Origin of the sequence: Cellulosimicrobium sp. PMB13 (assembly GCF_051294865.1) — a bacterium.
Taxonomy (GTDB): Bacteria; Actinomycetota; Actinomycetes; order Actinomycetales; family Cellulomonadaceae; genus Cellulosimicrobium.
Genome location: NZ_CP145910.1, coordinates 1,044,562 through 1,064,613 on the forward strand (window position 1 = coordinate 1,044,562; position 20,052 = coordinate 1,064,613).

Annotated in this window: 23 protein-coding genes; 10 read left to right on the forward strand and 13 right to left on the reverse strand. The window is 75.4% G+C overall.

What is annotated here, in order from left to right:
• Positions 1 to 40: 40 nt before the first annotated feature.
• Positions 41 to 934 (forward strand): LacI family DNA-binding transcriptional regulator, encoded by an 894-nt coding sequence (locus V5D56_RS04970; RefSeq protein WP_435737951.1) that lies wholly within the window; start codon positions 41 to 43, stop codon positions 932 to 934.
• 26 nt (positions 935 to 960) lie between these two features.
• Here the strand turns inward: V5D56_RS04970 and V5D56_RS04975 are convergent, their stop codons facing one another.
• On the reverse strand, positions 961 to 1,758 hold the full coding sequence (locus V5D56_RS04975) for a DeoR/GlpR family DNA-binding transcription regulator (RefSeq protein ID WP_435738955.1): 798 nt from the start codon (positions 1,756 to 1,758) through the stop codon (positions 961 to 963).
• 157 nt (positions 1,759 to 1,915) lie between these two features.
• On the opposite strand from V5D56_RS04975, the gene V5D56_RS04980 reads away from it, so the two are divergent.
• The 6 genes from V5D56_RS04980 (at position 1,916) to V5D56_RS05005 (ending at position 10,225) form a co-directional block, all read left to right on the forward strand.
• Complete coding sequence (locus V5D56_RS04980; RefSeq protein ID WP_435737952.1) at positions 1,916 to 3,604, forward strand: bifunctional lysylphosphatidylglycerol flippase/synthetase MprF; 1,689 nt, start codon at positions 1,916 to 1,918, stop codon at positions 3,602 to 3,604.
• A complete protein-coding gene (locus tag V5D56_RS04985) occupies positions 3,601 to 4,452 on the forward strand; it encodes a hypothetical protein (protein ID WP_435737953.1) in 852 nt (283 codons plus the stop codon). The genes V5D56_RS04980 and V5D56_RS04985 overlap by 4 nt, the downstream gene beginning before the upstream one ends.
• A 10-nt stretch (positions 4,453 to 4,462) precedes the next feature.
• Positions 4,463 to 5,719 carry a MalY/PatB family protein gene (locus V5D56_RS04990; RefSeq protein WP_435737954.1) on the forward strand — a complete coding sequence of 419 codons (1,257 nt, stop codon included), beginning with the start codon at positions 4,463 to 4,465 and terminating at the stop codon, positions 5,717 to 5,719.
• Between the two features lie 198 nt (positions 5,720 to 5,917).
• Entirely contained in the window at positions 5,918 to 7,432 is a 1,515-nt protein-coding gene (locus V5D56_RS04995; RefSeq protein WP_435737955.1) for a WXG100 family type VII secretion target, read from the forward strand.
• A complete protein-coding gene (locus V5D56_RS05000; RefSeq protein ID WP_435737956.1) occupies positions 7,429 to 8,082 on the forward strand; it encodes a hypothetical protein in 654 nt (217 codons plus the stop codon). Before V5D56_RS04995 ends, V5D56_RS05000 begins: the two co-directional genes overlap by 4 nt.
• A 178-nt stretch (positions 8,083 to 8,260) precedes the next feature.
• The gene (locus V5D56_RS05005; RefSeq protein ID WP_435737957.1) at positions 8,261 to 10,225 is read left to right on the forward strand and encodes a penicillin-binding transpeptidase domain-containing protein; all 1,965 of its coding nucleotides are present in this window, start codon (positions 8,261 to 8,263) and stop codon (positions 10,223 to 10,225) included.
• Positions 10,226 to 10,238: 13 nt separating this feature from the next.
• Here V5D56_RS05005 and V5D56_RS05010 read toward each other — a convergent pair whose 3' ends face one another.
• Positions 10,239 to 10,538 (reverse strand): hypothetical protein, encoded by a 300-nt coding sequence (locus tag V5D56_RS05010; RefSeq protein ID WP_435737958.1) that lies wholly within the window; start codon positions 10,536 to 10,538, stop codon positions 10,239 to 10,241.
• A gap of 211 nt (positions 10,539 to 10,749) precedes the next feature.
• Here V5D56_RS05010 and V5D56_RS05015 point away from each other — a divergent pair, with 211 nt between their 5' ends.
• Together V5D56_RS05015 and V5D56_RS05020 are read left to right on the forward strand one after the other, a co-directional pair.
• Positions 10,750 to 10,821, forward strand: coding sequence for a putative leader peptide (locus V5D56_RS05015; protein WP_366246654.1), 72 nt, complete (start codon positions 10,750 to 10,752; stop codon positions 10,819 to 10,821).
• A gap of 432 nt (positions 10,822 to 11,253) precedes the next feature.
• The gene (locus V5D56_RS05020) at positions 11,254 to 12,612 is read left to right on the forward strand and encodes a dicarboxylate/amino acid:cation symporter (protein WP_435738956.1); all 1,359 of its coding nucleotides are present in this window, start codon (positions 11,254 to 11,256) and stop codon (positions 12,610 to 12,612) included.
• A 109-nt stretch (positions 12,613 to 12,721) separates the two neighbouring features.
• Here V5D56_RS05020 and V5D56_RS05025 read toward each other — a convergent pair whose 3' ends face one another.
• The 10 genes from V5D56_RS05025 to V5D56_RS05070 form a co-directional block, all read right to left on the reverse strand.
• Positions 12,722 to 13,012: an SHOCT domain-containing protein gene (locus V5D56_RS05025; RefSeq protein ID WP_435737959.1), complete on the reverse strand. Its 291-nt coding sequence runs from the start codon at positions 13,010 to 13,012 to the stop codon at positions 12,722 to 12,724.
• A gap of 161 nt (positions 13,013 to 13,173) precedes the next feature.
• The gene (locus V5D56_RS05030) at positions 13,174 to 13,839 is read right to left on the reverse strand and encodes a response regulator (protein WP_435737960.1); all 666 of its coding nucleotides are present in this window, start codon (positions 13,837 to 13,839) and stop codon (positions 13,174 to 13,176) included.
• A complete protein-coding gene (locus tag V5D56_RS05035; RefSeq protein ID WP_435737961.1) occupies positions 13,836 to 15,044 on the reverse strand; it encodes a sensor histidine kinase in 1,209 nt (402 codons plus the stop codon). The genes V5D56_RS05030 and V5D56_RS05035 overlap by 4 nt, the downstream gene beginning before the upstream one ends.
• Positions 15,045 to 15,173: 129 nt before the next feature.
• On the reverse strand, positions 15,174 to 15,653 hold the full coding sequence (locus tag V5D56_RS05040) for an SRPBCC family protein (protein WP_435737962.1): 480 nt from the start codon (positions 15,651 to 15,653) through the stop codon (positions 15,174 to 15,176).
• 54 nt (positions 15,654 to 15,707) lie between these two features.
• Positions 15,708 to 15,890, reverse strand: a complete 183-nt coding sequence (locus V5D56_RS05045) for an antitoxin (protein WP_435737963.1) — start codon at positions 15,888 to 15,890, stop codon at positions 15,708 to 15,710.
• Positions 15,891 to 16,055: 165 nt separating this feature from the next.
• Positions 16,056 to 16,520 (reverse strand): hypothetical protein, encoded by a 465-nt coding sequence (locus V5D56_RS05050; RefSeq protein WP_435737964.1) that lies wholly within the window; start codon positions 16,518 to 16,520, stop codon positions 16,056 to 16,058.
• A gap of 136 nt (positions 16,521 to 16,656) precedes the next feature.
• The gene (locus tag V5D56_RS05055) at positions 16,657 to 17,607 is read right to left on the reverse strand and encodes a quinone oxidoreductase family protein (protein WP_435737965.1); all 951 of its coding nucleotides are present in this window, start codon (positions 17,605 to 17,607) and stop codon (positions 16,657 to 16,659) included.
• Positions 17,608 to 17,733: 126 nt separating this feature from the next.
• Positions 17,734 to 18,114: a fluoride efflux transporter FluC gene (locus tag V5D56_RS05060; RefSeq protein ID WP_435737966.1), complete on the reverse strand. Its 381-nt coding sequence runs from the start codon at positions 18,112 to 18,114 to the stop codon at positions 17,734 to 17,736.
• Entirely contained in the window at positions 18,111 to 18,533 is a 423-nt protein-coding gene (locus V5D56_RS05065; RefSeq protein ID WP_435737967.1) for a CrcB family protein, read from the reverse strand. Before V5D56_RS05065 ends, V5D56_RS05060 begins: the two co-directional genes overlap by 4 nt.
• Entirely contained in the window at positions 18,521 to 19,075 is a 555-nt protein-coding gene (locus V5D56_RS05070) for a universal stress protein (protein WP_435737968.1), read from the reverse strand. The genes V5D56_RS05065 and V5D56_RS05070 overlap by 13 nt, the downstream gene beginning before the upstream one ends.
• Positions 19,076 to 19,157: 82 nt before the next feature.
• Between V5D56_RS05070 and V5D56_RS05075 the strand changes: the two genes are divergently transcribed.
• Positions 19,158 to 19,514, forward strand: a complete 357-nt coding sequence (locus V5D56_RS05075; RefSeq protein ID WP_435737969.1) for a TraR/DksA family transcriptional regulator — start codon at positions 19,158 to 19,160, stop codon at positions 19,512 to 19,514.
• Between the two features lie 50 nt (positions 19,515 to 19,564).
• Here the strand turns inward: V5D56_RS05075 and V5D56_RS05080 are convergent, their stop codons facing one another.
• The gene (locus tag V5D56_RS05080) at positions 19,565 to 19,972 is read right to left on the reverse strand and encodes a hypothetical protein (RefSeq protein WP_435737970.1); all 408 of its coding nucleotides are present in this window, start codon (positions 19,970 to 19,972) and stop codon (positions 19,565 to 19,567) included.
• Positions 19,973 to 20,052 lie beyond the last annotated feature (80 nt).

The window sequence follows — 20,052 nt, forward strand, 5'->3', positions numbered from 1 at the left end:
GATGTCCCCGAGACCCGCCCGAGCACCGAGGAGCAGCACCGTGGCCGACTCCCGCCCCGCGCCCGCACGCTCCGCGCCCCTGCCGCACTTGGACCGCACCGGCATCGTCGCGCTCGCGGTGCCGGACCTCGAGGAGCCCTATTTCGCCGAGCTCACCGCGCTGCTCGTGCGGCGCGCCGGCGAGCGGGGCCTGTCGATCCTCATCCAGCAGACCGAGGGCGACCACGACCGGGAGGTGGACGTCGCGAACGGCGTCGGCCTGCCCCCGACCGACGGGCTGATCCACATCCCGCGCTCGCTCACGGTCGCCGACCTGACCCGCCGGACGGCGCCGGGTCCGCTCGTGCTGCTCGGCGAGCACATCCTGGTCAGCCCCTTCACGCACGTGACGATCGACAACCGCGCCGCGGCGTTCGCCGCGACCGAGCACCTGCAGAGCGTGGGCTGCGAGCGCGTCGCGTTCGTCGGTCCGCGCGACGCGCGTCCGTCGGACGCGGCCGACCGCCGGTACGCCGGGTACCGCGAGGCGGTGTCGCAGCTCGGTCTCGCCGACGAGCCAGGCCTCGTCGCCCAGGTCGAGTCGTTCACGTCCGAGGAGGGTCTGCGCGTCGCGCGGCTGCTCGTCGCGAGCGGTACCCCCTTCGACGGCGTCGTGTGCTCGAACGACTCGGTCGCCTTCGGCGTCCTCGCCGCGATCCACGAGGCCGGCCTGCGCGTGCCGCAGGACGTCGCCGTGACCGGTATCGACGACGTGCGCGCCGCCCGGTTCGCGACTCCGGCCCTGACGAGCGTCGCCGCCGACAAGGAGGGCATCGTGCAGGCGGCGCTCACCGAGCTCGAGCGGCAGATCGTGTCGCCCCCCGGCGCGGACCTGCCGGTCCAGCACCTCGTCGTCGACGCACGGGTCGTCGCGCGGGCCAGCACCGCGCGCTGACGGGCCGACCCGACCGGCGCAGTCCGTCAGGAGCCGTCGGCGACCGGGACGACCCACAGCTCGCCCACGTGCTCCGCGAGCACCTCGCGCGCCTCCTGCTCGAGGCCGTCGTCGGTGACGAGGCGGTCGACGTCGTCGAGGTCGACGATCGTCGTCAGACCGACGGCGCCCCACTTCGTGTGGTCGGCGAGCACGACGGACTCGCGTCCCGCCGCGACGAGCGCCCGGTCCGTCTCGGCCTCGAGGAGGTTGGGCGTCGTCAGGCCGGCGTGCAGGTCGACGCCGTGCACCCCGAGGAACACGACGTCGCAGTGCAGGTGCTCGAGCGAGCGCACGGCGACGGGACCCACGAGCGCGTCGGAGGGCGTGCGCACGCCACCCGTGAGCACGACGGTCTGGGTGTAGGGCTCGTCCGCGCGGCCCGGACGCTGGAACAGGTCGGCGATCGGCAGCGAGTTCGTGACCACGGTGAGGTTCGGGACGCCGTGCAGCTCCTGTGCGAGCGCCCAGGTGGTGGTCCCGCCGGACAGCCCGACGGACATGCCGGGCGCGACGAGGGTCGCCGCCCGCCGCGCGATCGCACGCTTCTCCGCGAGCTGCCGCTCGGTCCGTGACGCGAACCCCAGCTCCTCCGCGCTCGCCGAGCGCCGGGCCGTCGCGCCGCCGCGCACCTTGTCGAGCCTGCCCTCGTCGTCGAGCGCCTCGATGTCCCGGCGCACCGTCATGCCGCTCACGCCGAGGAGGTCGGACAGCTCGGCGATGCTCACGGCGCCGCGTCGACGCACCTCTGCCAGGATGCGGGCCCTGCGTTCCGCGACGAGCACTGCCACCACCAGTCGGTCGGAGTCGTCCCGCGCGACGCGGGCACTGAGGACGGCTCAGTGTGCCACGGTGCGCAGACGCGGCGCAGGCGCCCGACGGAGCGGACGTCGGCGTCGCGCAGGCGTGCGCTCCGGGACCCGGTCCCGGATGATCAGGTGCGTGGAACCCGCCCCGGCCCCGGCCGCGTCCCCCGTCGTCCGGTCGCCGCTCGACGAGCAACGACGCCGCGTGCGCGTGCGCGTCGTCGCGTCGCGCGTCGTCCTCGCCCTGGGGATCCTCGGCGTCCTCGCCGTGCTGGTCCGCGGCCTGTGGACGCACCTGGCCCTCTACCGCGACGTCGTGCCGGGCCTGCTGCCCGGTACCGCGTCGACGACGCTCCTCGTCGACTCCGTCGTGCTGCTGCTCATGGCGCGCGGCCTCCGCCGCGGGCACCGCCTCGCGTGGATCGTCACGGTCGTGGTGCTCGTGCTCACGGCCGGGACGCACACGGCGCGGGGGGTCGACGTGATCCCGTCCGTCGTGGTCGTCGCCGCCGCGGTGTGGCTCGCGACGCGCTGGCGCTCGTTCCCCGTGCTCCCGACCCGCCGAGCGGTCCGCCGGGCCGGACTCCTGCTCCTGCTCCTCGTGGGCGCGTGGCTCCTCGCGATCGCGGCGCTCGTCGTCGTGGTCCTGCGCGCCGACGACCCGGAGGGTGCGCTCGACAGCGGGCTCGTGACGGCGGTGGCCGGGGTGTCGACCGGGGTCGACCTCGTCGTGCTCGTGCTCGTCATGTGGTGGCTCGGATCGCCGCGCGAGGCGCGCCGGCTCGGCCCCGCGGAGCACCGCGAGGAGCGCGAGCGGGCACGCGCCGTCGTGCAGCGGTACGGGGGCGGGACGCTCGACTACTTCGCGCTGCGCGACGACAAGGACTGGTTCTTCGTCGGCCGCAGCGTCGTCGCGCACTCGGTGCGCGGCGGGGTGTGCCTCGTGTCCCCGGACCCGATCGGGCCGGTCGACGAGCGCGAGGCGACGTGGGCCGAGCTCCTCGACCACGCGGCGGCGTCGGGCTGGTCCATCGCGGTGGTCGCGGCCGCGGAGGACTGGCTGCCGGTCTACGAGCGCAGCGGCCTGCGCCGCGTCTACCTCGGCGACGAGGCGACGGTCGACTGCACGACGTTCACGCTCGCGGGCCACGACCACAAGTCGCTGCGGCAGGCGGTCAACCGGGTCGCGCGCAGCGGGTACGCGACGACGTTCCACGACCCGGCGACGCTCGACCCCGCGCTGCGCGAGCAGATCCTCGCGATGAGCGACGAGTCGCGCCAGGGCGAGGACGAGCGCGGGTTCTCCATGACGCTCTCGCGCCTGTTCGACCCCGCCGACACCGGGCTCGTGCTCTCGGTGACCCGGAACGCTGACGGACGCGTCGACGCGTTCTGCCAGTGGGTCCCGGCGGCGGCGATCGACGGCTGGTCGCTCGACGTCATGCGCCGGCGCACCGACGCGCAGGACGTGCCGAACGGTCTCATCGACGCCACGATCGTCGCGACGATCGCCGAGGTCGCGGCACGGGGGATGCGCGGTCTCGGGCTGAACTTCGCGGTCATGCGCGAGGTGCTCGAGGGGGAGCGCGACGGCCGCGTGGACCAGCTCGCGCGACCGGTCCTGCGCCGCCTGGCGAAGGGGACGCAGATGGAGACGCTCGGCGCGTTCAACGAGAAGTTCGACCCGGTCTGGACGCCGCGGTACGTGGTGCTCGACTCGGCGGAGTACACCGCCGCGCAGGCGCTCGTGCTCGCAGGTGCGGAGGGCGTCACGGAGATCCCGGTCGTCGGGCGCTTCCTGCGCGGCGTCGGGACGGCGCCGTGATCTGGTCCGTCGCCGCGGCGGTGGGTGCCGCCGTCGCCTACGCGGTGAGCACGATCATGCAGGCCGTCGCGACGCGGCGTGCCCACGGGCTCGCCGCGGTGCGGCACCCGCTCGTCCTCGGCGGTCTCGCGCTCGACGGCGTCGCGTTCCTCCTGTCGCTGCTCGCCCTGGACCACCTGCCGCTCTTCGTCGTCCAGGCGGTCGTCGCGTCGTCGCTCGTGGGCGTCGTGATCCTGGCCCGCGTGGTCCTGCACGCGGCGCTGCGGCGCACCGACCTCCTCTGGATCGGGGTGGTCGTCGGCGCGCTCGTCGTGCTGGCGCTCGCGGCGGGGGAGCAGCCGGCCTCCGAGCCCCCGGCCGCCTTCACGACGTGGACGGTCGTGGTCTCGGTCGCGCTGGTCGCCGCCGTCGCGCTGGCCTACCGCCGTGGCCACCCGATCCTCCTCGCCCTGCTCGGCGGTCTGGGCTACTCCGTCGCCGCGGTCGCCGCCCGCGGGGCGCACGCGTCGGGCGACCTCCTCGACACCGTCCTCCAGCCGCTCGCCGTCGCGATCGTCGCCGCGGGGGCGGCCGGTGTCCTGGGCTACCTGCGGGCGCTCGAGAAGGGCAGCGTCGGGTCCGTCGCCGCGACGGTCTCCGTGGTGGAGGTCCTCGTGCCCGGCGCCGTGGGGCTGCTCGTGCTCGACGACGTCGTGCGCGACGGCTGGGGCGTGCCGGCGGTCGTCGCGACGGTGCTCGCCGTCGCCGGGTGCGTCGTGCTCGCGACGAGCCCGGCGAACGCCGCGGCCGAGGAGCCGACCACTGCGCCGCTCGCCGCCGGACCGTCGCAGGGCGGCGAGGCCTCCTAGCCTGGGACCCATGACCGGAACCTCGCTGCGCACCCCGCTGGACGTCCTCACGCTCGACGAGCTGCGCCGTCGGACGTCGGTGAAGTGGCGCACGTTCGACCCGGACGTCCTGCCGCTGTTCGTCGCCGAGATGGACGCCGCGCCGTGCGAGCCCGTCGTGGAGGCCGTGGCGGCGGCGATGCGCTCCGGAGACACGGGCTACGACCACGGCACGGTGTACGGCGAGGCGTACGCGCGCTTCGCCGAGCGCCGCTGGGGCTGGTCGTTCGACCCGACGACGACGCGCACGCTGCCCGACGTCATGGTCGCGGTCGTCGAGGTGCTGCGCGTGCTCACCGCGCCCGGCGACGCCGTCGTCGTGAACCCGCCCGTCTACCCGCCGTTCTTCGGGTTCGTGCGGAACGAGGGCCGGCGGGTCGTCGCCGCGCCCCTCGGCGCGGACCTGCGTCTCGACCTCGACGCGCTCGAGCGCGCGTTCGCGGAGGCGACGGGCGCCGCGGCCCACGGCAGCGGTCCCGGGTCGGGGCGCCGCGCCGTCTGGCTCGTGTGCAACCCGCACAACCCCACCGGCACCGCGCACACGCGCGACGAGCTCGCCGCGGGCCTCGCGCTCGCCGCGCGCTACGGGGTGCGCGTCGTCGCGGACGAGATCCACGCCCCGATCACGCGGCCGGGGCTCGACGGCCGCCCGGCCAGCGCGCACACGCCGCTGCTCACCGTCGCCGGGTCCGACGACGCGGTGGCGGTCGTGTCCGCGTCCAAGGCGTTCAACCTGCCGGGCATCAAGGCCGCCGCGGCCGTGGGCGGTCCGGGCGCGGTCGCGGACCTGCGGCGCATCCCCGAGGAGGCGAGCCACGGCGTGCACCACGTCGCGGTCCTCGCGCACGTCGCGGCGCTCGACCACGGGGACGCGTGGCTCGACGCGGTCCTCGCCGGCGTCGAGCGCAACGCGTGGCTGCTCGCCGACCTCCTCGCGGAGCACCTGCCCGGCGTGCGGTGCCGGCCGGGCGAGGCGACCTACCTGGCGTGGCTGGACTGCCGAGGGCTCGCCGGTCCGGCGGCGTCCCCGGGCAGCACCGTGCCCGACGGCGCGCGGTCGCCCGCGGCGGACCCGCGCGGCTGGTTCCTCGACCGGGCCCGCGTCGCGCTCGAGGACGGGCGACGGTTCGGGCCCGGCGGAGAGGGGCACGTGCGCCTCAACCTCGCGACGAACGTCGACGTGCTCGCCGAGGCCGTCCGGAGGATGGGCGCGTCGCTCGCGTCCTGACCGCGTGCCCGCGCCGACCGCGTGCCCGGGCCGGCCGCACCTCGACGTGCGCTCGCACGCCGAACGCATGGGCAGACCTCCCCATCGCGAGCGGGGCCGGTGCGCCGTAGCCTCGCCGTCGACCGTCCGTGCCTGCGGACGTCCCGGGTCGTCGTCCTCGTCGTCGTGCCCGCGCCGCGCACGATCGAGGAGCACGTCGTGAGTGGATCCTGGGGCGCCGACGTCGCGGCCCTGCGCGCCCTCGCGGACGTCATGGTCTCGGGGGCCGACACGCTGCGCGGCGCCCGCGGCCAGGTGGTGTCCCTCGTCGAGTCCTCGACCCGGTGGGACGGCCCCGACGCCTCGACCTTCCGCACGGACTGGTCCTCGACGCTCGCTCCCGCGGTGCTCGCCGCCGCCGCTCTCCTCGACCGGACTGCCGAGACGCTGCGCCGCGACGCCGACCAGCAGGAGTCCGCGAGCGCAGCGGGCGGGCCCGGTGGTGCCGGCGGGCCCGGTGGACCGGGCGGGCCGACGTCGCCGGGGGCGCCGGGCGCGGGACCCGGGAGCGTCCCCACCCCGACGCCGTCCGAGTACCTCGCGATGGACGCGGCCGAGCGCGCCGACTGGCTGGCGTCGGCGACGGACGCGCAGGTGGCGGCGCTGTACGGGCGGCTCGTCGCGCAGGGCGTCGACCCGGACTCCGCGGGGTTCGGCGACCTCGCCGTCGCGCACTGGACGCGCACCGCGGCCGCGGAGGCCGGGTTCGCGTTCGGCGACTGGGACCCGTCGGCGGGGGCGTCGGCCAACCGGGAGATCATCGAGTCCGTGTACAGCTACTACGCCGAGCTGTACCTCGACCAGCCGTGGATGCAGTGGGCCGGCATGGCGGCGATGATCGGGCCGTCCTTCGCCGCCGGGTTCTTCGACCTCGACATGATGCGCCAGCTCGCGCAGGGGGTGCAGGACGGCGCCGCGCACCTGCCGCCCGGCGTCACCCCCGCGGCGCTCGCCGCGGTCGCCGGCATGACGGACGCCGAGCTCGCGTTCTACGAAAACCAGTTCCTGTCGATGCAGCGCGAGATCTTCGTCGACCAGGCCGTCATGCACGAGGCGTACCTGCACGGCGGGCTGCCGGAGATGGAGCGGCTCGTCGAGGCGGGCGTCGTCGACGACGCCGCGTACCAGGCCTGGGCGGACATCGAGGCCGGCCGCGCCGGGGACGCGGAGGCGCTCGCCGACGGCAACACGGCCCTGCTGTGGCGCGAGCAGAACCAGATCATCGCGGACGACTGGCAGACGATGCGCGACCACGCGGGCACGGGCGAGGCGTTCACGTACCTCATGACGCTCGTCGGGGAGCCGTCCATCCCGGGCGCCGGCACGTACGCGCAGCACGACCCGTTGACCGTGAACGTCGAGACCCCGGGGCCGGAGAGCATCGGCATCCCGTTCACCGGCATCTCGCTCGACAACCCCGTGCAGGGGAGCATCTCGGTCGAGACGCCGCTGCCCGGCGGCAACATCGCGGACCAGGCGACGCGCTGGGACTACATCGCGAACGACACCCTGCCCGCGTACCAGGAGCTCGTCACCCAAGACCCGGCGCACGCCGCGCAGATCGTCGGGACGGACGTGTCGCAGCGCATCGACGACTACCGGCTCACCGATCCCGGACGGATCGGGCGGATCCTTGACAGACTGACCGAGTGGGACGTGGACGTGGACAAGTGACGGCCGCCCGCGCGACCGCCGCGGCTGCCCTCGCCCTGGCGCTGGGGCTCGGCACCGCCGCCTGCTCGGTGACCTTCGGCGACCCGGACGACCAGGGGGCGGCGACGTCGTCGGGCAGCACGGGCAGCGCCGGCACGGAGAGAGGGACGACGATCGACGACATCGAGGAGGGCGCACCGATGCGCTGGGACGTGAGCAGCCCGATCACCGCCGAGTCGGTGGGGCTGGGGGACCAGATGGCGATCGTGGACGTCCCCGGCGGAGGCGCCGAGGTCGAGCTCGTCCTGCCGGACGGGACGTGGTCGACGACGGCCGAGGAGCTGACGATCCAGCCGCGGCGCGGGTACGTCAACGCCATCAACGTGTTCCGTTCGCTGTCCGGCGGCGAGGCCGTGCACCACCAGCTCCTGGCGGACGCGGAGGTGCTGGGTTTCCCGCGCGAGCAGGTCGACCGCTGGCTCGACGAGCTCCCGGCGTCGCTCACGGAGTCGCGGTCGGGCGGGGTGCGGGCGCGCACGGGCATCAACGGCTCCAACGGCGACGTGGTGACGTCGGTCCAGATCAGCCACGATCCCGGTCCGGGCGGGGACGAGGCGATCCGGCTCTGGTACGCGATCAGCCCGGTGACGCCCGCGGAGGGCGAGGACTGACGCCTGCGCCAGGCCGCGTCGTCGGGCGCGGGGCCGACGTCCGGGTGGCGACGCCGCACCGCGGACGGCGTGTGGAGAGGGCGCGGACGATCCGGGCCGGTCTGACCGGGATGTCCACGGCGAGGGTGCCGTGCGGTAGCGTCCCTCGCGTCCCGTCAGGTCGCAGCAGGGAGCCCCGGTGAGCACCGTCGCACACGTTCGTCCCAGGTCGGTCCGCCGGAGGGTGGCCGCCGTGCTGCTCGTCCCGGCCCTCGCGCTCCCGCTCGCGGCGTGCACCGAGGACCGGCCGACCGCCGAGGACGCGGCGGCGGACCTCGCCGAGGGCATCGCGGCGGGCGACGTGACCGCTCTCGCCTTCTCGAACGGTACGGCGGAGAACGTGCAGGGCCACCTCGAGGCCGTCTTCGAGCCCGTCTCCGCGTTCGAGCACACGGTCGAGGTCGACGGCGTGGTCGTGGACGAGGAGGGTGCGGACGCCGACGAGCGCGCGACGGCGACCCTCGCGTACCGGTGGACCGTCACCGACGACGCCGCGTGGGAGTACACGACCGACGTCGACCTGACGTTCGCCGAGCCGGCCGAGGGCGAGGACGGTCCGGGCCGCTGGGAGGCGGCCTGGGAGCCCGACGTGCTCGTCCCGGACCTCGCGCAGGGCGACCGGCTCGCCGTCGACCGGGTCCGGGCGGAGCGCGCACAGATCCTCGGGCTCGACGACGTCCCGATCGTCGCCGACCGCCCCGTGTACCGGATCGGCGTGGACAAGACCCGCGTCGACGCGGGCGCGTGGGACGGCACGGCGCGCGCGCTCGCGGGCGTCGTCGGGATCGACCCGGAGGAGTTCGCGCAGCGCGTCGCGGGTGCGGGGGAGAAGGCGTTCGTCGAGGCGATCACGGTGCGGACGGAGGACACGGCCGGGATCGACGTCGACGCGGCCCGCCAGATCGACGGCGTCTCGGTGCTGGACGACGAGATGCCGCTCGCGCCCACGCGCGAGTTCGCCCGGCCGATCCTCGGGCGCGTCGGCGAGGCGACGGCCGAGATCGTCGAGGAGTCCGACGGCGCGGTCGTCGCCGGGGACACGGTCGGGCTCTCGGGCCTGCAGCGCCAGTACGACGAGCAGCTGCGCGGCACGCCCGGCGTCTCGATCTCGGTCGTCCCCGACGGCAGCACGCCCGACGAGGCGACGACCGAGGTGTTCTCGGTCGAGCCGGTCGCGGGCGTCCCGCTGAGCACGACCCTGCGCCCCGAGATGCAGGTCGCCGCCGAACAGGTGCTCGCGGGGCAGACGTCGCCCAGCGCGATCGTCGCGATCCGGCCGTCCACGGGCGAGGTGCTCGCCGCGGCGAGCGGGACCGCCGGGGAGGGGTTGTCGACGGCCACGGCGGGTCAGTACGCCCCGGGCTCGACCTTCAAGGTCGCGACGACGCTCGCGATGCTCCGCGCGGGCCTCACGCCGGACTCGGTGGTGTCGTGCCCGCCCGAGATCACCGTCGACGGCCGCACGTTCCAGAACGTCCCCGGCTACCCGACCGACGCGCTCGGCGAAGTGCCGCTGCGCACCGCCTTCGCGAACTCGTGCAACACCGCGATGATCGGCCAGCGCGACACCGTGACGCAGCAGGCGCTGCACGACGCCGCGGCGTCGCTCGGGCTCGGCGTCGAGGCGGACCTCGGAGCCCCGGCGTTCTGGGGCGACGTGCCCGCGGACGCCGAGGGCACCGACCACGCGGCCTCGATGATCGGCCAGGGCCGGATCCTCGCCTCGCCGCTCGGCATGGCGACGGTCGCGGCGAGCGTCGCCGCCGGGCACCGGGTCGCGCCGGTCCTCGTGCGCCCCGACGTGCAGCCCGCCTCGGCGGAGCAGCCGTCGGGCGACCTCACCGAGGACGAGGCCGCGACGCTGCGCAGCCTCATGCGCGCCGTCGTCACGGACGGCTCCGCGGACATGCTCGCCGACCTGCCGGAGGAGGTCGGGGCGAAGACCGGGACGGCGCAGTACGGCGACGGCAACCAGTCGCACGCGTGGATGATCGCGACCCAGGGCGACCTGGCCGTGGCCGTCTTCGTCGAGACGGGGGAGGGCGGCTCCGCGACCGCCGGGCCGCTCATGCGCGCGTTCCTCGACGCGCCGAACCAGGGCTGATCGCGGAGCCGGGTCAGGGCCGCGGGTCGACCCGGCGCCACGGCCGCTCGTCGCGGCGCGCCCCCGTGCCGGCCGAGCACCGGCGGCACACCGACGAGACGGCGTCGGCGTCCCGGCCGGTGGCCGGCTGCGCGTCCGCCCAGGTGACGTGCGGGAAGCGGACCAGGCCCTGACGGCTGAGCTGGAGGCCGCAGACGGTGGAGTTGGTGCCGCGCTCCCAGGCGTGGACCTCCCCCGCCGGCATCCGCACGCCGTCGGGGTCGGTCCACGTCCCGGTGGCCGCCACGGCCGCCCCGGTCACCCGCTTGCGCATGGGCACGAACCTAGCCGCGACGCCGTCGTTCGCACCCCGGCGAAGGTCCGCAGCCGTACCCCCGCGACGGTCCGCAGCGCGCGGGGAATGAGACGGCGTGGACGTGCGTTGGCATCCGACGGGTAGGATCGGGTGCCGCGGGCGACGATCGGGCCCGCAGTGGAACTCCGCGAACCGCCGAACCTCGGGAGACACCTCCGTGTCCGTCAGCGTGCCGACCTGGTACCTCACCGAGCGCCGCGACGTCGACCTCCGTCGAGTCGCCAGCGCTCTGTGTCGCTGACCCGTCGTCGTCGCTGACGCTCCCGGCCCCCGCGCCCCGCTGCGCCGCGCCCCCGGTCGTCAGGATCGCAGGTCACCCCGCTGACCTGCGCCCCTGACAGGTCCGCGCGCGTGCTCCCGCGCCAGGGGTGCACGTCACCCGGGTGATTCCTCGCCCCGACACCGGGACGTCCTGCGACCACGACCCCGCCCCCCTCTCCCGGGTGCGGTCGCGTCGTGCGCCCGTGCCACCCGAGCACCGAAAGGCCCCTCCGTGTCATCGACCCCCTCGAAGCCCGCCGCGCAGGCTTCCCCCGGCCGCGACGACGTCGCCGCGTCGGCCAGGACCACGACCCCGGCACCCTCGGCGCGCAAGCGCCGCTTCCCGTCGTTCAGCGCCCAGATCCTCATCGGCCTCGCGCTGGGCGTCGTGCTCGGCGGCATCGCCCTCGCGATGGGCCCGCAGGACGCCGACGGCGAGGTCCCCAACGGCCTCACCACGACCCTCGCGACGATCGGCAGCTCGTTCGTCACGCTGCTCAAGGCGATCGTCCCGCCGCTCATCTTCACCGCGATCGTCGCGTCGATCGCGAACCTGCGGACCGTCACGAACGCCGCGCGCCTCGCGGGCCAGACGCTCCTGTGGTTCGCGATCACCGCCGCGATCTCCGTGGCCGTCGGCATCGGGCTCGGGCTGATCTTCCAGCCGGGCAACCACGCGTCCGTGTCGCTCGACGACGCCGCCGAGCCGGGTAAGACCGGCACGTGGATCGACTTCCTCACCGGGCTCATCCCGGGCAACGTCCTGGGCCTCGGTGCGGGCACGCAGGTGGAGACCGCCGCGGACGGCGCGGTGACCGCGACGACGTCCGTCAACTTCAACGTGCTGCAGATCCTCGTCGTCGCGCTCGTCATCGGCATCGCGGCGCTCAAGTCCGGCTCCAAGGCGGACCCGTTCCTCGCGTTCAACCGCTCCGCGCTCGCGATCATCCAGAAGGTGCTGTGGTGGATCATCCGCCTCGCGCCGATCGGCACGCTGGGCCTCATCGGGAACGCGATCGCGACCTACGGCTGGAGCTCGCTCAGCTCCCTCGCGTGGTTCGCCGCGGCGATCTACGTCGGCCTCGCCCTCGTGCTGTTCGTCGTGTACCCGGTGCTGCTGCGCACCAACGGCCTGAAGATCACGAGCTACTTCAAGGGCGCGTGGCCCGCGATCCAGCTCGCGTTCGTGTCGCGCTCCTCCATCGGCACGCTCCCCGTGACGCAGCGCGTCACCGAGCGCAACCTCGGCGTGCCGAGCGAGTACGCGTCGTTCGCCGTGCCGCTCGCCGCGACGACCAAGATGGACGGCTGCGCCTCGATCTACCCCGCGATCTCGGCGATCTTCGTCGCAGAGATCTTCAACGTCGACCTGTCGATCACCGACTACCTGCTCATCGCGTTCGTGTCCGTCGTCGGGTCCGCCGCGACCGCGGGGCTCACCGGCGCGGTCGTCATGCTCACGCTGACGCTCTCGACGCTCGGCCTGCCGCTCGCGGGCGTGGGCCTGCTGCTCGCGATCGACCCGATCCTCGACATGGGCCGCACGGCCGTCAACGTCGCGGGCCAGGCGCTCGTGCCGACGATCGTCGCCAAGCGCGAGGGCATCCTCGACGTCGAGCAGTACGAGTCCGCGTCGGCGGAGGACCTCTTCGCGGACGACGACGCCCCGGTCGAGGGCGACGCGACCGCGGTGGGGGCGACGCCGTCGGGCACGACGGACGAGCCCGGTGCCGAGACCGTGAAGGAGACCGCGGCGGCCGGCGCGCGCTGACGCCGAGCACGCCTCCGCCCACCTCCGAGCACGGGGTCGGCCACCGTCTCCTCCGGGATGCGGTGGCCGACCCCGTTCTCGTGCGCAGGACGCACGGGCTCGGCCGGTGTCAGCCCTGCGGCGGCCGCGGCTCGCGCAGGACGGTCAGCCGCGTGCGGTACTCCTGCTCGTCGATCTCGCCGCGGGCGAAGCGCTCACCGAGGACCGTGACCGGGTCGGGTCCGGACTGCCGCCAGGAGCCGCCCGGACCCCAGCCGCGGCGCGCGCGCCGTGCGACGAGGAAGACCACGGAGGCGAAGAGCAGGAACCACAGCAGGGGGAAGACGAACCACCACGGGCCCGGACCCCAGTGGGTGCCCGGCGCGGCGGCCGCGGCGGTGGTGGTGAGTGCGGTGAGCATGACGACCTCCGGTGCGTGAGGCCCGCCGGTCCGGCGAGCACGGCCGCCTGCTGCGGGCCGCGCTCCCAGGCTCGCGCCGGCCCGGCGCCGTGTCGTCCCCCGTCCGTACCGCGCCGGGTACCCCCGCTGTACCGGTCGCCGGTCCCCGCCACGCGCCCGCGTCAGCCCGCCCAGCCGGGGCGGACGATTCCCGACTCGTAGGCCGCGACGACGAGCTGCGCGCGGTCGCGCGCCCGCAGCTTCGCCATGGTGCGCGAGACGTGGGTCTTGACCGTCGACTCCGACAGGTGGAGGGAGCTCGCGATCTCCTCGTTCGAGAGCCCGCCCGCGACCTCGACGAGCACCTCGCGCTCGCGCGGCGTGAGGTCGTCGACGCCGGCGGTGGGCCGGACGGCGCGCGTCGCGTCGGCCACCCGGGCCAGGAGGCGTCGGGTCACCGTGGGGGAGAGCAGCGCGTCGCCACGCGCCGTGACGCGCACGGCCCGGACGAGCTCGGCGGGCTCGGTGTCCTTGACGAGGAACCCGCTCGCGCCGCCGCGGATCGCGTCCGTCACGTACTCGTCCAGCTCGAACGTCGTGACCACCACGACGTGCACGTGCGTCGCCGCACGGTCCGCGACGATGCGCCGCGTCGCCTCCAGCCCGTCGAGACCGGGCATGCGGATGTCCATGAGCACGACGTCGGGCAGGTGCTCGAGCGCGAGGCGCACCGCGTCGTCGCCTGTCGCTGCCTCGCCGACCACCCGCATGTCGTCCTCGGAGTCGATGAGCGCGCGGAAGCCGCCGCGCACGAGAGCCTGGTCGTCGGCCAGCACGACGTCGATCACGGTGCCTCCTCGCACGTGGCGCACTCCCGGGCCGGTCGCCCGGCCCAGGGGAAGACTGCCCGGACGCGGAAGCCCTGTCCAGAGGGCGACGGCCCGGCGTCGAGGGAGCCGCCGACCGTCTCGAGCCGCTCGCGCATGCCGCGCAGGCCGTGTCCGGGTCCGACCGTGGCGGGCGGCGGGCCACCGTCGTCGGTGACGTCCACGGTCACCTCCCTCGCGGTCGTGGCGACCCGGACCTCGACGCGCGTCGCGGCCGGCGCGTGCCGGCGGACGTTCGTCAGCGACTCCTGGACGACGCGGTAGACGACTCCTACGAGGTGGTCGGGGAGGTCGTGGGCAGCCCGGTCGACGTGGAGGTCGACGTCGGGGCCCGCCGCCTCGGCCTGCCGCACCAGGTGCCCCAGCGCGCCGAGGTCCCAGGTCGGCGCGAGGGGCGGCGCCGTCGCACGACCGTCCGGGTCGCCGGGCTCCGCACGGACCACGCCGAGCACCGCGCGCACCTCGTCGAGCGCGTCCGTGCTCGTCGCCCGGATGGACGTCAGGGCGCTCCGGGCCTGCTCGGGGTCGCGGTCGAGCAGGTGCAGGCCGACGCCCGCCTGCACGGTGATCGCGGAGAGGGAGTGCGCGAGGACGTCGTGGACCTCGCGCGCGATGCGCAGCCGCTCGTCGGCGACCGCCGCCCGCTCGCGCTCGACGCGCGCGGCCCGGTCGGCCGCGCGCGTCTCGGCGATCCGCGCGGCACGGTCCCTGACGGCGCCGGCGGCGAGCAGCACGACGGCGGTCCACGCCGTGCCGCCGACGAGCGAGGCCGGCGGCGGTGCGTCAGGACGGACGGCGGACGCCGCGACCACGACGCCGGCCAGCAGCGCCGCACCCGCCCAGGCGAGCCGGCGTCCCCGCGCCACCGGACCGCTGAGGACCACGCCGGCGAGCACCGCGACCGGCCCGGCGATCGCCGGGCCCCACGGGTAGCCGGCCAGCAGGAAGACCGCGACCCCGCCGACCGCGACGGGCACCGCGGCGACGGGGCGCGGCAGGAGCAGCAGGAGGACCAGCGGCGAGACCGCGAGCAGCGCGACGCCGCCGGCGTCGAGCGGGCGGGCCGCCGGCTGCCCGTGCGCGGCACCGAGGGTGCCGACGACGGAGACCGCGAGGACCGCCAGGGCGAGGAACGCTCGCGGGCGTCGGCGGTCGAGCGGTCCCATGGATCGCACGCTACGCCGCGAGGACCGCGTGCGCGTCGTCCTGGGGTGCCGGTGCCCGTGGTCCCGGGGTGCCGGGTCCGTGGCCCCAGGGTGCCGCCGGCCGGTGCGGACGCTGCTCTCCGCGCGCGCTCAGGTCCTCTCGCCGACGGCGGCGAGCACGACCGGGTCGGCGCAGCCGCGCGCGAACCCGGCGATGCGGTGGTCGATGTCGCGGCCGAGCACCCACGACCCGACCCGCTCCGCGAGCGGCGCGAGCCAGCGCGGGCGGCAGCGGAAGCTGTAGCGCCACGTCGCACGCGTGCCGCCCGACGGGTCGGGCGCGAACCGCCAGCCCCCCGCGAGGTTCTCGAAGAACCACGACCCGCGGACCATGCGCATGCCGACGTTCGTCGGCGGGTTGTAGGACACGTACTCGCTGACCATCGTCAGGCCGGTGCGGTGGCGCGTGAGGGTCCGGACCCCCTTGGCGGGTGCGGTCGCGCCGTCGAGGAAGCGCTGGTCGCGGATGAACGGGTCCCAGCGCAGCCGGACGTCCCCGGTGGTCTGCGAGACGGCGAACGCCGTCGCGGGGTCGACGGGGACGACGAGCGAGGACTCCACGACGGGCATGGGCCGATCGTGGCACGGGTCGTCCGTCGAGCGCGCGCGACGGGCGCTACGGCGTCATTCCTGACCGACGGCCTTGTCGGCGCGGTCGGCGCCCTGGTCGATCTGCTCGTCGTGCTTGCCGCCCGTGGCCTTCGAGGCGGCGTCGCCACCCTTGTCGAGCGCGGCGTCGGACGCCTTCTCGCCCTTGTCGCTGTCCAGCGCGCCGGACGCCTTGTTCTTCAGGTCGTCGATCCCCATGGTGAGCCACCTCCGTCGGTGGGCCCGGACGGGCCCGTGCTCCTTCATGGTGGGCAGCGGCGCGGATGGTCGCATCTCCCCGGGCGGTGACGGGAGGCGACGGGCGGCGACGCGAGAGCGCCCCGCCCCCGAGGGGGACGGGGCGCTCGACCGCGGCGCAGGGGATCAGGACGCGAACGCGTACCCGGCCTCGGTGCACTGCTCGCGCAGACCGTCGAGCGCGGGCTGGACGCCGTCGGTCTCGACCGTGGCACCGGTGAGCGACGCCTCGAAGGGGGCCTTGATGCCGTTGAGGTTCTCCTGGAGCTCCACGTCGGCGAAGCGCTGGACGGACGCGATCTTGTCGCGCGTGGTCGTGATCTCGACCGCGCTCTCGTCGGTCAGGGCCTCGGCCGTCAGCGGGAGGGTCGCGTCGACGCGCGTGGCGAGCGAGTTCTCGGCGCCGTCGTAGAAACCGGCGCAGGACTGGGCGATCTCGATGACCGTGGGCTCGGGGACCTCGGACTGGGCCGTCGTGGTCTCGTCGGTGGGGGCGGTGGCGTCGTCGCTCGACGGGTCGGTCGTCGACGCGCAGGACGCCAGGAGAAGGGCACAGGAGAGCGCCGCGGTAGCGGCCAGGTACTTACGCATGCTAAGGATTGGACACCGGCGGGAGGCCGAGGTGCAAGAAGATTGACGCGGCCTGTGCCGGCAGATCGGCGGGATCCTGCGGCTGTCGTCGCGCACTTGTGCGCAGCGTCACAGGACCTGGACGCCCGTCTCGGTCTTACTCGGCGCCGGTCCGGACCTCGAGCACGACCTTTCCCCGCACGTGGCCGCCCGCGACGACGCGCAGCGCCTCGGCCGCCTCGGCCAGCGGGAACCGGCGGGAGATCTCCAGGCGCAACCGCCCGTCCTCGGCCAGCGCGAGCACCTCGTCGAGCGCACCTCGGGCGTCGACCTTGTCGACGATCCCCGCGGCCCGGGACAGGTCCGACCCGACGACGGTGACGGCCCGCGGAGGCTCGTCGGGGTCGGCGGGCGCGAGGTCCTCGCCCAGCAGCTCGACCGTGGCGGCGACGGTCTCCGGGGTGCCGACGAGGTCGACGACGACGCTCACCTCGGCCAGCCCGTCGGGGAGCGCGCGGACCGCGTCGACGAGGCCGGGCCCGTAGGCCACGGGTGTCGCGCCGAGCCCGCGCAGGTAGTCGTGGTTCGCGGGCGAGGCGGTCCCGACGACGCGCGCCCCCAGGGCGTGCGCGACCTGCACCGCGGCGGACCCGACGCCGCCGCTCGCGCCGTGGAGCAGCAGGACGTCCCCCTCGCCGACGTCGGCCTGCACGAGCGCAGAGAACGCCGTCGCCGCCGCGACCGGCAGGACGGCGGCCTGCTCCACCGGGACCGACGACGGTCGCTGCCGCACGTGGTCGGCCCGCACGACGGAGAGCGCGCGCTGCGCCCCCGTCCCGTGCCACACGACCTCGTCACCGGGAGCGAACCCCTCGACGTCGGCCCCGACGGCGTCCACCACGCCCGCCGCCTCGAAGCCGAGGACGCCCGGGACCCTCCCGCCGAACGCACCGGCGAGCCGCTTGAGGTCGGCCGGGTTGACCCCGATCACGCGGTTGGCGACGCGGACCTGGTCGGGGCCGGGCGCCGCGACGTCCTCGTCGGCGACGCGCAGCACCTCGGGACCGCCGAAGGCGTCGAAGCGGACGACGGTCGTCGTCGTGCTCATGGGTCCTCCCCTGATGCCGCGGGCCGGACCGGGCGGTGCCACTCTTCCATCACGGAGAGCCGCTGTCATGCGCATCTGGGCGCGGGACCGCAGGTCGGGGAGACGCCGAGCGGTCCCGCCAGGCGGTCAGAGCAGTCCTCCGACGACGAGCCCGACCGCCGTCGCGCCGAGGCACGCCCCGAGCATCCCGAGCGCGTGCACGACGGCCGCCGCGGGGCGACCGGCCAGCAGCAGCCGGGCGCCCTCGACGCTCGCCGTGGAGAACGTCGAGTAGCCGCCGAGGAACCCGACCCCCACGACGCTCGCGAGCGCGTCGGGTCCCGCGTGCGTCACGACCCACCCCGTCACGAGGCCGAGCAGGAGGCACGCGGAGACGTTGACGACCACGGTCCCCAGCGGGACCGCGGAGCGCGCGCGGCGCCCGACGGCGCCGTCGACGAGGAACCGCGCCGCCGCCCCGAGACCCCCGCACACGGCGACGAGGAGCACGACGACGAGGCCGGTCATGCGCGGCCCGCCGCGCGGCGTCGCCCGAGCGCCGCGGCCAGGCGGATCCCGCCGCCCGCCGCGACGACGCCCAGCACGACGCTGCCGAGCGCGTACGCGACGCCGAGCCCCGCGTGCCCGGCGTCGACCAGCCGGTCGACCTCGAGCGCGAACGTGCTGTACGTGGTGAAGCCGCCCAGGACCCCCGTCCCGACGAGCACGCGGACGCGGCGCCGCCACCCGTCGTCGGGCCCGGAGCGCGCGAGCCGCTCCAGCAGCGCGCCGAGGAGGAACGAGCCGACGAGGTTGATGGCGAACGTCGTCCACGGCCAGGACCCGGTCCCCGGCGCGAACGCCGTCTCCAGGCCGGCCCGGGCGGAGGTGCCCACCGCGCCGCCGACGGCGACCAGGCCCGCGAGCCGCAGTCTCAGCGCCCCCACGGCGCCGAGCCCTCCGACCAGTCGACGACGCGCAGCGGCACGGTGAGGACCGGGCGGTGCTGGTGGTGCGCGAGGTGCGCAGCGACGGAACCCTCGACGAGCTCGCGCAGGCGTCCGCCGGCACCGGGCGTCCGCGTCCCGACGACGAGGACCGCGGCGTCGACCGCGCGCGCGAGGTGCGTGAGCGCCCGGTCCGGGCGGCCCGCGAGGTAGCGCAGCTCCCACGGCACGGGCTCGTCGCGCAGCAGCACCGCGACCTGCTTGCGCAGCGCGGCGTCGGTCTCCTCCCACGACCCGTCGTCGGCGTCCGGGTCCACGGCCGCGTGGGTCACGGTGCCGTCCGGGTGCTCCTCCACGACGTAGCGCGAGGGGTCCGCGTAGGCGAGGTACAGGAGGGGGGCGGCCACGGCACGAGCCCAGCTCACCGCGGTGCGCACGACGAGCGGGTGCTGGCCCGGGACGACGCCGACGACCGCCGGATGTCGCGCGAAGGGGGTCAGCCGTTCGACGCCGGGCTGCGGGACGGGTCCCTCGCGCACCATCCGGTCACCTCCTGCGGGCAGCACCCCGGTCACCCACCCTAGCGGCGGGACGGTCTCGGCGGGCCGTGGTGTTGACGAGGACGTGACCGACCTCGACCTCGTGACCCTGCGCGAGCGCCTCCTCGCCGAGCGCGCCGACGCGCTGGCCCGCGGGCGTGCCCTGCGCGGCGAGGTCGCCGAGATCGTCGAGGCGTCACGGGACTCCAACGCGGACGACGAGCACGACCCGGACGGCGCGACGATCGCGTTCGAGCGGGCACAGGTCGACGCTCTCGCGCGGTCCGCCGCGGCCCGGGTCGAGGAGGTCGACGCCGCGCTCGCCCGGGTGGACGACGGGACCTACGGCACGTGCGCGTCGTGCGGGCAGGAGATCCCCGGCGCGCGCCTCGAGGCCCGTCCGACGGCGCGCACGTGCGTCAGGTGCGCGGCGACGGCCTGAGCTCGCTGCGGCGCACGCGGGGAGCGAGCGCCGCCGCACGTCTCGCCGGGTCACCGGTCGGAGATCATCTCCCCGCCGATGCCGGCCTGCGTCTCCTCGAGGTCGTCGACGTCGCCCTGGATCGCCCAGTTGGGGCCGACCAGCACCGCCTCGCCCTCGATCTCGGGCGTCGGCGGGAGCATCGACACGAAGTCCTCTTCCGCGACACCGTCCGCGAAGACGGCGAGCAGAGCCGTGTCGTCGCACGTGCCGGTCTCGACGTCGGGCGAGCCGGAGTCCGTCTCCGTGAACGACAGGCACGTGAGCCCTGCCGTCTTCGCGGAGCTCTGGAGGTCCGCGACGGAGTCGTAGGTGGTGTCCTTCTCGCCCGGTCCCGGGCCGCTGCACGCGCTCACGAGAGCAGCAGCGGTCAGGCTCGCCAGCGCGAGCGGGAGGGCGGCACGGCGTGCGGTGCGCATGGTGCGATGGTCCCCCCGCGGGCGGTTCGGCGCGAGAGGAACGCCCGCCGCACCGCCCGCCAGCCTGCTCCCCGGCTGCT

What these genes read in the sequence shown, in the direction of transcription:
- V5D56_RS05045 (WP_435737963.1), bottom strand. Translation starts at nt 15,890, where the DNA reads ATGGGGATCGACGACCTGAAGAACAAGGCGTCCGGCGCGCTGGACAGC.
- V5D56_RS05010 (WP_435737958.1), bottom strand. Translation starts at nt 10,538, where the DNA reads ATGCGCAAGCGGGTGACCGGGGCGGCCGTGGCGGCCACCGGGACGTGG.
- V5D56_RS04990 (WP_435737954.1), top strand. Translation starts at nt 4,463, where the DNA reads ATGACCGGAACCTCGCTGCGCACCCCGCTGGACGTCCTCACGCTCGAC.
- V5D56_RS05070 (WP_435737968.1), bottom strand. Translation starts at nt 19,075, where the DNA reads ATGGTGCGCGAGGGACCCGTCCCGCAGCCCGGCGTCGAACGGCTGACC.
- V5D56_RS05055 (WP_435737965.1), bottom strand. Translation starts at nt 17,607, where the DNA reads ATGAGCACGACGACGACCGTCGTCCGCTTCGACGCCTTCGGCGGTCCC.
- V5D56_RS05080 (WP_435737970.1), bottom strand. Translation starts at nt 19,972, where the DNA reads ATGCGCACCGCACGCCGTGCCGCCCTCCCGCTCGCGCTGGCGAGCCTG.
- V5D56_RS05035 (WP_435737961.1), bottom strand. Translation starts at nt 15,044, where the DNA reads ATGGGACCGCTCGACCGCCGACGCCCGCGAGCGTTCCTCGCCCTGGCG.
- V5D56_RS05040 (WP_435737962.1), bottom strand. Translation starts at nt 15,653, where the DNA reads ATGCCCGTCGTGGAGTCCTCGCTCGTCGTCCCCGTCGACCCCGCGACG.
- V5D56_RS05060 (WP_435737966.1), bottom strand. Translation starts at nt 18,114, where the DNA reads ATGACCGGCCTCGTCGTCGTGCTCCTCGTCGCCGTGTGCGGGGGTCTC.
- V5D56_RS05020 (WP_435738956.1), top strand. Translation starts at nt 11,254, where the DNA reads ATGGGCCCGCAGGACGCCGACGGCGAGGTCCCCAACGGCCTCACCACG.
- V5D56_RS05050 (WP_435737964.1), bottom strand. Translation starts at nt 16,520, where the DNA reads ATGCGTAAGTACCTGGCCGCTACCGCGGCGCTCTCCTGTGCCCTTCTC.
- V5D56_RS05025 (WP_435737959.1), bottom strand. Translation starts at nt 13,012, where the DNA reads ATGCTCACCGCACTCACCACCACCGCCGCGGCCGCCGCGCCGGGCACC.